We start from the raw sequence: 14,773 nt of genomic DNA on the forward strand, positions 1-14,773 counted from the left end.
ATGGATCATGAAGCATTAATAGATTCCTTTTTAGATTTTAAATATGAAAAGAACATAGATAGAGTAAATCTTATGGCAATTTTAGAAGAATCTATACGATGTGTATTAAAAAAAAAATATGATTCTTCTAAAAATTATGATATTATTGTTAATCCAGACCAAGGAGATTTAGAAATATGGAGAAATCGTATAGTTGTTGAAGATGGGAAAGTTAAAAATATAAATAAAGAAATAGAGTTATCTACAGCAAAAAATATAGAACCAGATTTTGAGATAGGAGAAGAGGTTACAGAAAAAGTAGAATTAATGTCTTTGGGAAGAAGATCAATTTTAGCATTAAAACAAAATTTACTTTCTAAAGTAAATGAGTATGATAATACAAATGTTTATAAAAAATTTAAGAAAAAAATTGGAGAAATTATAAATGTTGAAGTATATCATATTTTACAAAAACATATTATAGTTAGAGATGATGAAAAAAATGAAATGGTATTACCAAAAAAAGAACAAATTCCAAGTGATTTTTTTAGAAAAGGGGATCCAGTTCGTGCTTTGGTAAAAAGAGTAGAATGGAAGAATAACAAACCTTACGCAGTATTAACTAGAAAAGATGGATCTTTTTTGGAAGAACTTTTTAAGTTAGAAATTCCAGAAGTAACTGATGGATTAATTACCGTAAAAAAAGTAGTTAGAATTCCAGGAGAAAAAGCAAAAGTATCAGTTGAATCATATGATGATAAAATTGATCCTGTTGGAGCTTGTGTAGGGATGAAAGGGACTAGAATACATCCAATTGTTAGAGAATTAAAAAATGAAAATATTGACGTAATAAATTACACTTCTAATACTCAATTATACATAACTAGAGCTTTAAGTCCTGCTAAGGTATCAATGATGGAGATAAATGAAGATAAAAAATATGTTAATGTATATGTAAAGCTTGAAGAAATTTCCAAAGCAATTGGAAGATATGGTCATAACATAAAACTTGCTAGTCAATTAACTGGATATAAAATACATATATTTAGAGATTATCCTTATGAAGATGATGTTGAATTAACAGAGTTTTCTGATGAAATTGAACCTAAAGTATTAGAAAAATTCTATAAGGTTGGATTAAACACTGCTAAATCTGTATTAAACTATAAAAAAAGTGATTTAAGTAAACTTACTAATTTAGAAGAAAAAACTATAATAAGAGTTGTTTCTATTCTAAAAAAGGAATTTGAAGAAGAATTAAATATATAATATAAAAAATATAAATTTTTATTTATTTATGACTGATAAAATCCGATTAAAAACGGTATTAACAAAATTTAATATTTCTTTGCAAAGAGTGATAAACTTTTTGCAAAAAAAAGGAATTAATATAGAAAATAACCCTAATGCAAAAATAGAAAAAAAAGTATATAAATTTATTGTTAGAGAATTTAAAACATATAAAGAAATTAGAGATAAATCAGAAAAAATTTTTTTACAAAAAAAAATAGAAAAAAAAAGAATAAAAGATGATTTATTAAAATCAAAATTTGTTTATGACCAAATAATAGATGATAAATCAAAGAATTTAATTGAATTAAAAAAAGTAGATAATATTAACATTGATACTATTAAATATGAAAAAAATAATAGTAAAAAAAATATATTTTCTAATAAAAAATCAGTAAAACAAATAAAACCAATAGTAGAACATATAGATACTGTATATCAAAAATTAGATGGAGTAATGTTAACTGGGGATAGAATAGATCTATCTAAATTTGAAAGGAAAAAAGAAAAAAGAGAAAAAAATAATAAAAAAAAGAGGAAAAGAATAAAAAAAGAAATTATTATTGATATTGAAGAAATGCAAAATATTTCTTTTAAAAAGAAAAAAAAACAAAACAAAGTAAAAAAATATACTGTTGATAAAGAAAAGGAAAAATATAAAAATAATAAAAACAAAAACAAAAAAAGATTCAATAAATTAAAAATAACAAATGAACAAATAGAAAAACAAATTAAAGCAACTTTAGAAAAGTTATCCTATAAAGGAGGTATAAAATCAAAATATTCTAAAATTAAAAAAGAAAAACGTCAAATTAAAAAAGAAAAAAAACTTATTCAAAAACAAGATAAAAGTAATAAAATAAAAGAAAAATTATTAAAAATTTCTGAATTTACTACTGTAAATGAGTTAGCATCTATGATGGATGTAAATGCTACTGATATTATAGTATCCTGTATGTCATTAGGTATTATGGTAACTATGAATCAAAGATTAGATGCTGAAGTTTTAACATTAGTTGCTGACGAATTTGGATACAATGTAGAATTTATAGGCATAGATTTAGAAGAAGCAATTAAAGATGATAAAGATTTAGAAAAAGATCTAGTTACAAGACCTCCAATTATAACGATAATGGGTCATGTAGATCATGGTAAAACTTCTTTATTAGACTATATTAGAAATACAAATGTTATCGCAGGAGAAGCTGGAGGAATTACTCAACATATTGCAGCATATAGTGTAAAATATCTTAATAATAAAAACATAACATTTTTAGATACACCTGGACACGAAGCATTTACTGCTATGCGTGCTAGAGGAACACAAATTACAGATATTGTTTTAATTGTTATTGCTGTAGATGATAAAGTTATGCCTCAAACTAAAGAAGCTATTAGTCATGCACTTGCTGCTAATGTTCCTATCATTTTTGTATTAAACAAAATTGATAAACCAAATGCAAATTCAGATAAAATAAGAGAACAATTAGCTAACCTAAATTTTTTAGTAGAAGAATGGGGTGGAAAATATCACACTCAAGAAATTTCAGCAAAGGTTGGAACAGGAATTAAAGAATTATTAGAAAAAATTATTTTGTTATCAGAACTATTAGATTTGAAAGCAAACCCTAATAAACCTGCTATAGGTACTGTTATAGAAGCTACTTTAGATAAAGGAAAAGGTTATGTTACTACACTTATATTACAAGGAGGAACTTTAAGAATAGGAGACTATGTCTTAGCTGGAAGTAACCATGGAAAAATTAAAAGTATTTTAGATGAACGAGGAAATACAATTTCATCAGCTGGGCCATCAAAACCTATTACTATTTTAGGACTAAATGGAGCTCCTACAGCAGGAGACAAGTTTAAAGTATTTAAAGATGAAAAAATAGCAAAACAATTATCTTCCAGAAGAATACAACTACAAAGAGAACAAAATATACGTTCTAAAAAACATATAACATTAGATGAAATAGGAAAACGAATAGCTTTAGGTGTTTTTAAAGAAATAAAAATAATCATTAAAGGTGATGTTGATGGTTCAGTAGAGGCTGTTGCTGATTCTATACAAAGATTATCTACAAATATTATAGTAATGACTATTGTATATAAAGGAGTAGGTCAAATAACAGAATCTGATATATTATTAGCTAGTGCATCAGATGCTATTATTATAGGGTTCAATGTCCGTCCTAATGTTAGTGCTAAAAATATGGCAAAAAAAGAAAATATAGAAATACGAATTTATTCCATTATTTATAACGTAATAGATGATCTTAAAGAAGCAATGAAAGGATTGCTATCTCCTGAAAAAAGAGAAAAAATATTAGGAACTGCAGAGATTAGAGAAATTTTTAAAATTAATAAAATAGGAAATATAGCTGGATGTATGGTAACAGAAGGTACAATTTCAAGACAATCAAAAGTAAGATTAATTAGAAATGGAATAGTAATACATAATGGAAAATTCAGTTCTATAAAACGTTTTAAAAAAGATGTAAGAGAAGTTACTAAAGGATACGAATGTGGGATTATGTTAAAAAATTATTATGATATAATATCTGGAGATATAATAGAAGTTTATGAATAACTTTATTTTTTTTGTTATATTATTATCTTAAACTTATTACTTATTAACTGTAACTGTATTTATATAAAAATTAATTTTTATTATGTATAGAACACATAATTGTGGAGAGTTAACTAAAAAAGATATAGGTAAGAATGTAATGCTATCTGGATGGATAAAAAAAATAAGAAATTTAGGTTCTTTATTATTTTTAGATATTAGAGATTATTTTGGAGTTACACAATTAATTTTTACAAAAAAATTATTAAATAATGGTTTTTTTTTAGGTAAGGAATTTTTAATTAAAATTGAAGGAAAAGTAGTTGAAAGAGTATCTAAAAACTATAAAATTCCAACTGGAGAAATAGAAATTTTAGTTTACAAAATTAAAATACTAAATAAATCTATTGAAATTCCGTTTTCTATAGAAAATAATACTGATGGAAATGAAGAGATAAGAATGAAATATAGATATTTAGATATAAGAAGAAATACTATAAAAAATAATTTAATTAATCGTCATAAATTAGTTTTAGAAATACGAAATTTTCTTTCAAAAAAAGGTTATCTAGAAATAGAAACTCCTGTACTAGTTAATTATACACCTGAAGGAGCAAGAAATTTTTTAGTTCCTTCTAGAAAAAATAGTGGAAAATTTTATTCTTTACATCAATCCCCACAAATGTTTAAGCAATTATTAATGATAGGCGGAATTGACAAATATTTTCAAATAGTAAAATGTTTTAGAGACGAAGACTCTAGGTCAGATAGACAAATAGAGTTTACCCAAATAGATTGTGAAATGGCTTTTGTCAATGTTAATGATGTTTTGTTTTTTTTTGAACGTTTCATTAAACATATTTTAAAAAAGATTAAGAAAATTAATTATAGACAAAATTTTACTAGAATTTCATATTATGATGCAATAAAAATATATGGAACTGATAGTCCAGATATACGTTTTGGAATGAAATTTATAGTACTAAACGAAATAGTTAAAAAGAACAATATTAATTTTTTAATAGAAAAAGAATTAACAATAGGAATAAAAATAAAAAAAAGTGATTGGAATATTTATAATACAGATAAAAAAATAGACATTATTTTTTCAAAAATAAAAAAATCTAATTTTTTATGGATTCAATATTTACCAAATAAAACTTTTTTATATTCAAAAAACTGTTTTTTTAATAAAAAAATATTAAAAATTTTTATAAAATACTTCAAATCAAGACCAGGAGATATATTAGTTATTTCTTATGGAAAAAAAATAAATACAAGAACTTTATTAAGTGAAATACGTTTGATAATAATAAAAAATTATCATTTTAAAAAAAATTATAAAAAATTTAATCCTGTGTGGATTACTGATTTTCCATTATTAAGTTGGGAAGAAAAATATAAGAAATTTAAATCTGTACATCATCCATTTACTAGTCCAAAAAAAGAAGATATTCATTTATTAAATAATCACCCAGAAAAAACACGTTCAAATTCATATGATTTGATAATAAATGGAACAGAAATAGGTAGTGGATCTATACGAATTAACAATATAAAGACACAAAAAAAAATTTTCCAATATTTAGGATACTCTTCTAAAGAAATACAATATAAATTTGGATTTTTTATAAAAGCTTTTGAATTTGGAACTCCTCCTCATGGTGGAATAGCTTTTGGTTTAGATAGATTAATAAATATATTAGAAGAAGATAATAATATAAAAAATTTCATTGCTTTTCCAAAAAATAATGAAGGTAGAGATTTAATGACAAATACTCCATCCTCATTAGTAAAAAATATATTATAGAAATTAAAATTAATCTAAATATTTTTCTTTATATAGTAGACAAGATTTTTTATATACATTAACTGCATCTTCCTTATCTTTCCAATCTCCTATTTTTACCTTTTTATTTTCTAAATCCTTATATACTAAAAAAAAATGTTCTATTTCTTTTTTTGTATGTAAAGATATATCACCTATTTTATTTAAAGTATTATAATTTGGATCAGAAATAGGAACACAAATTATTTTTTCATCTCTTCCTTTTTCATCTATCATAAAAAAAACTCCAATAGGTTTCACTTTTATTAAACAACCTGGTATTGTAGGTTCTGTTAAAAAAACTAAAACATCTAGTGGATCCCCATCTGTTGACAAGGTTTTTGGGATAAAACCATAATCTGTAGGATAACTCATAGGAGAATATAAAACTCTATCCAACCTGATTAAATTATTATTTTTATCAAACTCATATTTATTTCTACTACCCTTAGGGATTTCAATTAATACATCAAAATTTATTGTCATGTTATATTATATTTTTGTATAGCAATTAAATTTTTCTAGATAAAAAGCAACTTTTTTTACGAATCCTCCTCCTAAAATTCCATCTATTACTCTATGATCATAAGAATGAGATAAATAAATTTTATGTCTTATTCCAATATAATCTCCATCTGAAGTTTCTACTACGGATAATTTTTTTTGTATTAAACCTATAGCCATAATAGCTACTTGTGGTTGATTAATTATAGGAGTACCTAAAATATTTCCAAAACTTCCAATATTGCTAATTGTATAAGTTCCTCCTTTAATTTCGTTAGGTTTTAACTGATTTGATCTAGCTCTTCTTATTAAATCATTTATTATTAATATTAATTCTCTTAAATTATAAGAATCTGCATGTTTAATTACAGGGACTATTAAATTACCATCAGGTAATGCAGTTGCTAATCCTATATTAATATTTTTTTTTTTTATTATATTAGATCCACTTACAGAAATATTTATCATAGGTAAATCTTTTATTGCTTTTACTACACATTCCACAAAAATGGACATTAATGTTAATTTTTCTCCAGTTTTTTTATGAAAAAAATCTTTCATTTTTTCTCTCCATTTTACAACATTTGTAACGTCAGCTTCAACAAAAGAAGTAACATGTGCTGATGTATTTTTACTATACATCATATTTTTTGCAGTAATAATCCTAATTCTATCCATTTTTATAATTTCTTCATTATAAGAAGAAGATGAAAAAGAGTTATTTACACTTTTACAAAATGTAAAAATATTATCTGTTTTTTTTATACGAACATATTTTAAAATATCTTTTTTTGTTACACGTTGTTTATTCCCAGTTCCTACTATTGATTCTAGTTCATGAAAATTAATTCCTTCTTTTTGAGCAATATAACGAACAAGTGGAGAATAAAAACGTTTTTTTTTTTCTTCTACATAAATATTATTTTTATTTTCTATTATTATATCTTTTGTTTCTAAAATTGCTATAGATTTACCTATTCTAACAACTTCATTAGTACTAAAAAGTATTTTTTTTAAAATTCCATCTACTGGAGAAAAAATTTCAGAATCTACTTTATCTGTAGCTATTTCTACTAAAATCTCTTCTTTTTTTATAGTGTCACCTTCTTCTTTTAACCAACGAATGATAGTAGCCTCAGCTATACTTTCACCCATGGCTGGTAGGGTCAAATTATATTCGGCCATCTAAATTTATCGTTTTATATTTGTGTAATAATAATAATAAGATTTCAAAGAAAATTTATGCAATCAAAAATAATAAATTCATTTTAAAAAATGAAAATTCTTTCTTCAAATCAAATTAGAAAAATAGATAAATTTCATGTTGAAACAAAATTAATTTCTCATGTAAAATTAATGGATATAGCTGCAAAGAGTTGTTTCAATTGGATTAATAAATATTGTAAAATAAAAAATAAATCATTTACAATATTAGTAGGAAATGGAAATAATGGAGGTGATGGACTAGCTTTATCAATAATTTTATATTTACATGGAATAAGTGTAACTGTATACATTATTAATATTTCTAATAATTTTTCTAATGAATTTAGAATTTATAAAAACAAAATATTAAAATATAAAATTAAAATTTATAATATTTATGAAAATGATATATTTCCTGTTATAAAAAAAGAAAAAAATTATTTAATTGATGCTATTTTTGGAATAGGATTAAACCGTGAGTTAAATAAATATTGGAAAAATTTTATTCATTATATAAATATAAATAAAACAAAATTTGAATCTGTTATATCCATAGACATTCCTTCAGGAATATTTATAGAAAAAAACAACAATGACTTTAAATCTATAATAAAAGCAGATCATACTTTAACTTTTCAAACTCCTAAAATTCCATTTTTTTTACCGGAATATGAAAATTTCATTGGACAATGGCATTTATTAGATATAGGATGGAAAAATGAATATTTAAAAAATATACATACAAAAAATTATTTTTTAGATAATATATTTATTAAAAAAATAATAAAAAAAAGAAAAAAATTTTCTCATAAAGGAAATTATGGACATGGAATTATTATAGGAGGAAGTTATGGAATGATTGGATCTATGATCCTTTCTGGAAAAGCTAGTATAAGATGTGGAATTGGAAAATTAACCATGTATGTTCCATATTGTGGTTATCAAATTATACAAAGTACAGTTCCAGAAGCAATTTTAAAAACAGATAAAAAAAAATATTTTATTAATAATAATAATATTACAATTCCATACGATATAAAAGCAATAGGTATAGGAATGGGGATTGGAACTAATATTAATACAATATATGCATTAGAATCATTTTTATTAAAATGCAAAAAAGAAATACCTATGATCCCCATGGTGATTGATGCAGATGCAATAAATATATTATCTAAAAAACAAGAATTATTAAGTATTTTACCAAAAAATGTTATATTAACTCCACATCCAAAAGAATTTTACAGATTATTTGGAAAATGGAAAAACGATTATAATAAATTATCTTTGTTAAGAAAAATATCTGAAAAATATAAAATATTTTTAATATTAAAGGGAGCACATACAATTATATCTACACCTGATGGAATATTATATTTTAATAGTACCGGTAATCCAGGTTTATCTACAGCAGGTAGTGGAGATGTCCTTTCTGGAATTATTGTTAGTTTTTTATCTCAAGGTTATTCTTTAAATAATTCGTGTGCTATTTCTGTATATTTACATGGATTATCTGGAGATATCGCAAAAAAACAATTAGGAGAAGAATCTATAATATCAACAGATATTATAGATAATATTCCTAATGCATTTCAAAAAATTTGAAAAATTTTTTCTCTAAATATATAATATGTTATAATATATGATAAAATTATAATAACTATCATTAAACTTATTTTAGAAATATAGTCACCATTTTTGGAATAAAAAGTAATTTTATTATTAATAAATACTTTTCTACGCAAAACATCTTTTTTTCCATAAGGAATATATGATAAAATATCTCCTCTTTCATTAATAAAACAAGAAATTCCTGTATTTGCAGATCTTGCTACATATTTTCTGTTTTCTATTGCTCTAAGACGTGCATAATAACAATGTTGTTTATGTCCTTGAGAATTTTCCCACCATCCATCATTAGTTATTATTACCATTAATTCAGCATTTTTTTTAAAAAATTTAGAAACATATTCTCCAAACACTGATTCATAACAAATAATAGGAGCAATTTTTATTTTTAAATAAGGATGTTTAAAAACAGAAATATGTTTTTGTTTTCCAAGTTCTATAACATTTCCTCCAAAATCTAATAATACGTCTCCTAATATAGGAAAAAGAAATTTTTTATAAGGAAAAGTTTCTACAGCTGGAACTAGTTTAGATTTATGATGAAAATATACTGCATTTTCATTACTATTTACTCCTATTTGTATAACAGAATTAAATACATCAAACCACTTTTCATTTTTATTATTACTACTAAAAATAACTGGAGATGAAGTTTCACTTCTATTTTTATCACTATATAATGCAAATAATTCTATTCCTGTAAGAAATACAGAATTTGGAGATTTTTTTTTTAAATACTTTTCAAATATGGAAATTACCTTATTTTGATTAATATCTTTTACAGGAACTTTATATCCTGTAATTACAGTTTCAGGAGCTATTATTAACATAGATGTTTTAGATATTTTTTTGTCAATCATTCTTTTTATACTAGGAATCAATGTTTCTATTGATGTATTGTATTTCTTATAATATGGGTCTATATTAGGTTGTAAAACTAATGTATCAACATATTTTTTATATTCTTTATTTTCATATTTAATATATATCATATTCGATATAAAAATTAATGAAAATACTATCATTTTATTAACAAATATTTTCTTATATAATTCAAGTAATATTCCATTTTCTTGATAAGAAATAATAGATTCTGCAAATAAAATATTTACTATCCATATCCATAAAGTTCCTCCAAAAGTTCCGGTATATTCATACCATTGAATCCATTCAACACTATTAGAAAATCCATTTCCTAAATTTAACCATGGCCATGATAACTCCCACTCTAAATGAATTTTTTCGAATAATATCCAAAAACAAATTAAAAATATATATCCTATTTTTCTACTTTCTACACGTTCTTTTATCCATGAAGAAAAAGAAAAAATTGTTGACATAAGTAAAGAATTAAAAAATACAGGAATTAAATATGCTTCTAGCGAACAAGACCCATTAACTTTTTTAGCATAATGTAACCAAAATGTTGCAATTATATTCCATACTAAAAAGGAAATAAAAGAAAATAAAAATTTAAAAAACAAAAACCCTTTTAAATTATTTTCTATATATAATAAAGGTACAAGTGCAATAAATAAATAAATAGGATTTCCTTCTGTAGGCCATCCATATCCTAACAAAATTCCAGTAAGGATACTATATACAAAAAATTTAATTTTTATTATATAAAAAATTTGAATAATAACAAAAAAAAATGGAGCTGGCGGGATTTGAACCCGCGTCCAAACAAATAGTTTAAAAGATTTCTACATACTTATCCAAAAAATAATTTTTTACATATTTATCTGAATTTTGGACTTCTGATAAAAATTTAGATTCAAAAAAAATTTCAGAAAATTTTAGAATCATATTTTTTCCTATCCTTAATAATTTTTAGTATTTCTATATTAAGAGATTATAAGGAATAATCTCTTAGAAATATTTTGCTTCTGTATTATTTTTACAGATAAAGCTTTTTTTTATTTAAGCAGCAAAAGCGTATTGTTGTTTTTCGCCATTTATAAAATTTGTAACGTTTTATTTACGTGTAAATCCTTACGTAACACGGTATGCTTACTTTTATAACTAATTTTGCTGTCAATTCCAAAATCAGCCCCGAAAGAGGGTGCTAAATTAATATTTTTTTTTAAAATTAAAAAGTATTTATTTTTTTTTTATCTTTTTTATAAAAAATTCATTTGATTTGATACATCAAATCTTACTAATAAAAAAATAAGAATTGTAAAAGACCATAAAGAAGAACCTCCATAACTAAAAAAAGGTAAAACAATTCCTATTGTAGGAAAAATTCCCATTACCATACTCAAATTAATAACTAAATGAAAGAATATAATATTACCAACTGAATATCCAAAAATTCTTACAAATGAATCTTTTTGTCTTTCTGAAATAAAGTATATTCTACTAATAAACAATAAATAAAATATAATTAAAATTGTACTACCAATAAATCCCCATTCCTCTCCAACTGCACAAAAAATATAATCAGTATGTTGTTCAGGGACAAATTTACCTTTTGTAATTATTCCCTTCTGATATCCTTTCCCAAAAAATTTTCCTGATCCAATAGCTGTTTTAGAATACAATAAATTATAACCAATATTATTTCTATACTTTTTATTAAATTCATTTTTAAACAAAATATTTATTCTATCTCTATGATGTTGTTTTAATAATTTTTGAAAAAAAAATGGAGAAAAAAATGATAGTAAAGAAAAATTTACAAATAAAAAAATATAAAAAAATATATTATTTAATGACCTATTTTTATTACATATAAAAATAAAGAACATAATTAAAAATAATGAAAAAATAATAATACAAGTAGATATATGAATTGATATTATAAACAGTAAAATAGATAATAATAAATAAAATGGAAAAAAAATAGATAATCCTTCTCTATATAAAGTTAAAATAAAAGAAGAAAAAACGATAGAAGATCCTGGATCAGGTTGAATAAATATTAAAAATGAAGGAATTATTAATACAAAAAAAATGTAAAAAAAAACTTTTTTATTTTTTTTTATGTTATACTTACTTAAAATATTAGATAGCATCAAAGATGTTGATATTTTTGCAAATTCTGATGGTTGAAAACTAATTGGACCAATTACATACCACGATTTTGATCCATTTATATTTTTTCCAACAAAAAAAATACCTAATAATAAAATTAATGTTAATAAAAATAAAAATAATGTTAACCTTTTATAATGAAATGGTTTTAATGAAAAAATAACAAATATAAAAGTAAAACTAAAAAAAATCCAAATTACTTGTTTTTCTGCCTTTTCATGAGAAACAGAATATAAATTTATATACCCAAATAAAACTAAAAAAAAATAAATTATTAAAACTGGCCAATCTATATTCCTTAATAAGAAAATTTTATTTCTTTTTATTAGAGAAGTTACTTTCATAAAAATTGTTTATATTTGGTCTTTTCATTTTTGCTATTGCATTATACACGTTTTGTAGCCCAGTTGTCATAATTTTTTTTTCTAAATTTTTTCTTTTTACATTTTTATTTATATACTTTTCTACTATTAAACTAGCAATGGGGCCTGCTAATGTTGAACCATATCCTCCATTTTCTACAATAACTGAAATAGCAATTTTAGGATCATTTACAGGAGCAAATAATATGAAAATTGAATGATCTGGTAAAGAAATTATTTTCTTATTAACCTTAATAAAATTTTGTGAAGTACCAGTTTTACCGGCCATATTTATATTTGGAATTTTAAATCTCCTACCAGTTCCAATCATAAAAACTTTTTCCATGCCCTTGATAATAAAATCAAAATATTTCCTCTTTATTTTAGTGTATTTAGCTTTAGCATAATTATAATTTTTTATTAATTTGTGATTTATTTTTTTTATGATATGTGGAGTATAAAAATACCCTTTATTTGCTATAGCACATACCATATTAGATAATTGAATAGGAGAAACGTTAATTTCTCCTTGTCCAATACTATTAGAAATAATAGTAATTGCATTCCATTTTGTTATACCATATTTTTTATTATAATAATCTCCAGATGGAATTATACCTTTTTCTCCTGTAGCTAAATCGTTGTTAAAATAGTTTCCAAATCCAAAACTTTTAATAATTTCACACCATTCATTTGCTCCTTTAGTTAAATTATTAGGATATTTTTCAATAACCCGTTTATAAACTTGTGCAAAATAATTATTGCAAGAAATTGCTACTGCAGTATCAATTCCAATTGGGACCCCATATCTACCAGAATGACAATGAATTATTTTTTTACCATAACGAAATCCATTATAACAAATAAAAGTTGTATTCTTTTTTACTACGCCCATCTGAAGTCCTACTAATTCCGTAAGCAATTTAAAAGAAGAAGCAGGAGAATAAAGCCCCTGTGTAGTCCTATCAAATAAAGGATTATCTATATCATTCATCAATTTTTTTAATTCTTTAGAACGATTTTCTCCTACAAATAAATTAGGATTATTTGTTGGACTAGAAACTAAAGATAAAATTTCTCCATTTTTTGGATTTATTGCAACTATTCCACCTTTTTTTTTAAACATTAATTTTTCTGCATACTTTTGTAAGTTCCAATCTATAGTCAAAGAAATATCGTCTCCACTTACCGCTTTTATATTATTTTTCTTATTATTATAACTATCTATTATACTTCCTTTTCTATTTCTTATCCAATATTTAATACCTTTTTTTCCTCTCAAAATTTTTTCATAAGATTTTTCCACTCCTGCCCATCCAATAAAATCACCTATTTTATAATAATTAGATTCTTTTTTAATATCATTTTTTGATACTTCTCCTATATATCCTAAAATATTTGTTGAACTGTCTACTTTGTAATCTCTAATAGATCGTTTTGTCCAATCAAATCCTTTGTATTTATACAATTTTTCTTGTATTTTAGCGAATTTTTCTCTTGGAATAAAAGGAATGAAAACAGATGGTAAATATTTTGAATAAGATTTTGCTTTTTCTAAATTTTTAAAAAAAGTATCTTTTTCAATTTCTACAAGATTACAAAATTCAGTAACATTAAAATTTTCATCTATTAAAATTGGAATAACAATTAATTCATATATATATTTATTAAAAACTAACAATTTTTCATTTCTATCAAAAATAGATCCTCTTTCTGGAATAACAATTTCTTGTTTTATAGATGTGTTAAAAGCGTTTAAAATATATTTTTCAGTATACAATTGGAGATAAACTAATCTTATTAATAAAATAATTCCTGTAAAACTTAGTAAAACGTAAAATTTATATAATTTTTTCAATGTTTAATTCTTCTAAAGAAAAAATATATAATACATAAAACAGTTGTAAAAATACTGCTAAATATTGTTTTTAGTAAAACTATACTATTAAAAAAATTAGGATTTCTAAATATTCCTAATATTAATAAAGATATATTGTGTATAATTACCAATGAAAATGTATAAAATATTTTTTTAATTAATGGTAAATCATAAATAGAAAAATCATTTTTTTTTATTATAAAATTATTTCCATCAAAAAATTTTAAAAAATTTAATCTTAAAAAAGCTGATAAAGTTATAGAAAATGCATGAATTCCTCTTGTGTTCAAAAAATTATCCATAATCCATCCTATTATAAAAGAAAATAAAATAAATATATATTTATTACATTTATATGGATATACTAATATAAAAAGTATATAAATATAAGCATAATACCCTAAAAATATAGAATTTAACATTGTAATTTGAACTAACAAAAGAATAAAAATGTATAATATATAAAGGAAAAAAGATTTTATAAA

The 14,773-nt window shown here is 22.8% G+C and carries 10 protein-coding genes and 1 other RNA gene; 4 read left to right on the top strand and 7 right to left on the bottom strand.

The window, feature by feature from the left end; genetic code table 11:
* From nusA to aspS, 3 genes are all read left to right on the top strand, one after another.
* Positions 1-1,248: a transcription termination factor NusA gene (gene nusA / locus H0H76_RS00005; RefSeq protein ID WP_185855516.1), complete on the top strand. Its 1,248-nt coding sequence runs from the start codon at positions 1-3 to the stop codon at positions 1,246-1,248.
* A gap of 28 nt (positions 1,249-1,276) precedes the next feature.
* On the top strand, positions 1,277-3,862 hold the full coding sequence (infB, locus tag H0H76_RS00010) for a translation initiation factor IF-2 (RefSeq protein ID WP_185855517.1): 2,586 nt from the start codon (positions 1,277-1,279) through the stop codon (positions 3,860-3,862).
* A gap of 82 nt (positions 3,863-3,944) precedes the next feature.
* Positions 3,945-5,651 (top strand): aspartate--tRNA ligase, encoded by a 1,707-nt coding sequence (gene aspS / locus H0H76_RS00015; RefSeq protein WP_185855518.1) that lies wholly within the window; start codon positions 3,945-3,947, stop codon positions 5,649-5,651.
* 9 nt (positions 5,652-5,660) lie between these two features.
* On the opposite strand, the gene H0H76_RS00020 is transcribed toward aspS, so the two are convergent.
* Positions 5,661-6,155, bottom strand: a complete 495-nt coding sequence (locus H0H76_RS00020) for an inorganic diphosphatase (protein WP_317168059.1) — start codon at positions 6,153-6,155, stop codon at positions 5,661-5,663.
* 6 nt (positions 6,156-6,161) lie between these two features.
* Positions 6,162-7,358 carry a dihydrolipoamide acetyltransferase family protein gene (locus H0H76_RS00025; RefSeq protein WP_185855519.1) on the bottom strand — a complete coding sequence of 399 codons (1,197 nt, stop codon included), beginning with the start codon at positions 7,356-7,358 and terminating at the stop codon, positions 6,162-6,164.
* A gap of 90 nt (positions 7,359-7,448) precedes the next feature.
* Between H0H76_RS00025 and H0H76_RS00030 the strand changes: the two genes are divergently transcribed.
* Complete coding sequence (locus H0H76_RS00030) at positions 7,449-8,984, top strand: NAD(P)H-hydrate dehydratase (RefSeq protein ID WP_185855520.1); 1,536 nt, start codon at positions 7,449-7,451, stop codon at positions 8,982-8,984.
* Here H0H76_RS00030 and lnt read toward each other — a convergent pair.
* The 5 genes from lnt to H0H76_RS02875 form a co-directional block, all read right to left on the bottom strand.
* Positions 8,972-10,588, bottom strand: a complete 1,617-nt coding sequence (gene lnt / locus H0H76_RS00035) for an apolipoprotein N-acyltransferase (RefSeq protein ID WP_238783880.1) — start codon at positions 10,586-10,588, stop codon at positions 8,972-8,974. The genes H0H76_RS00030 and lnt overlap by 13 nt on opposite strands.
* Before the next feature lie 72 nt (positions 10,589-10,660).
* Positions 10,661-11,065: a transfer-messenger RNA gene (ssrA, locus tag H0H76_RS00040) on the bottom strand.
* 66 nt (positions 11,066-11,131) lie between these two features.
* On the bottom strand, positions 11,132-12,391 hold the full coding sequence (gene rodA / locus H0H76_RS00045) for a rod shape-determining protein RodA (protein ID WP_185855521.1): 1,260 nt from the start codon (positions 12,389-12,391) through the stop codon (positions 11,132-11,134).
* The gene (gene mrdA / locus H0H76_RS00050; RefSeq protein WP_185855522.1) at positions 12,360-14,267 is read right to left on the bottom strand and encodes a penicillin-binding protein 2; all 1,908 of its coding nucleotides are present in this window, start codon (positions 14,265-14,267) and stop codon (positions 12,360-12,362) included. The genes rodA and mrdA overlap by 32 nt, the downstream gene beginning before the upstream one ends.
* Positions 14,264-14,590 carry a hypothetical protein gene (locus tag H0H76_RS02875; RefSeq protein ID WP_238783881.1) on the bottom strand — a complete coding sequence of 109 codons (327 nt, stop codon included), beginning with the start codon at positions 14,588-14,590 and terminating at the stop codon, positions 14,264-14,266. The genes mrdA and H0H76_RS02875 overlap by 4 nt, the downstream gene beginning before the upstream one ends.
* Positions 14,591-14,773 lie beyond the last annotated feature (183 nt).

Origin of the sequence: Blattabacterium cuenoti (genome assembly GCF_014251275.1) — a bacterium.
GTDB classification, from domain to species: Bacteria; Bacteroidota; Bacteroidia; order Flavobacteriales; family Blattabacteriaceae; genus Blattabacterium; species Blattabacterium cuenoti_AG.

Coding starts and splice junctions, on each gene's coding strand:
- nusA (WP_185855516.1), top strand. CDS start 1: ATGGATCATGAAGCATTAATAGATTCCTTTTTAGATTTTAAATATGAA.
- infB (WP_185855517.1), top strand. CDS start 1,277: ATGACTGATAAAATCCGATTAAAAACGGTATTAACAAAATTTAATATT.
- aspS (WP_185855518.1), top strand. CDS start 3,945: ATGTATAGAACACATAATTGTGGAGAGTTAACTAAAAAAGATATAGGT.
- H0H76_RS00020 (WP_317168059.1), bottom strand. CDS start 6,155: ATGACAATAAATTTTGATGTATTAATTGAAATCCCTAAGGGTAGTAGA.
- H0H76_RS00025 (WP_185855519.1), bottom strand. CDS start 7,358: ATGGCCGAATATAATTTGACCCTACCAGCCATGGGTGAAAGTATAGCT.
- H0H76_RS00030 (WP_185855520.1), top strand. CDS start 7,449: ATGAAAATTCTTTCTTCAAATCAAATTAGAAAAATAGATAAATTTCAT.
- rodA (WP_185855521.1), bottom strand. CDS start 12,391: ATGAAAGTAACTTCTCTAATAAAAAGAAATAAAATTTTCTTATTAAGG.
- H0H76_RS02875 (WP_238783881.1), bottom strand. CDS start 14,590: ATGGATAATTTTTTGAACACAAGAGGAATTCATGCATTTTCTATAACT.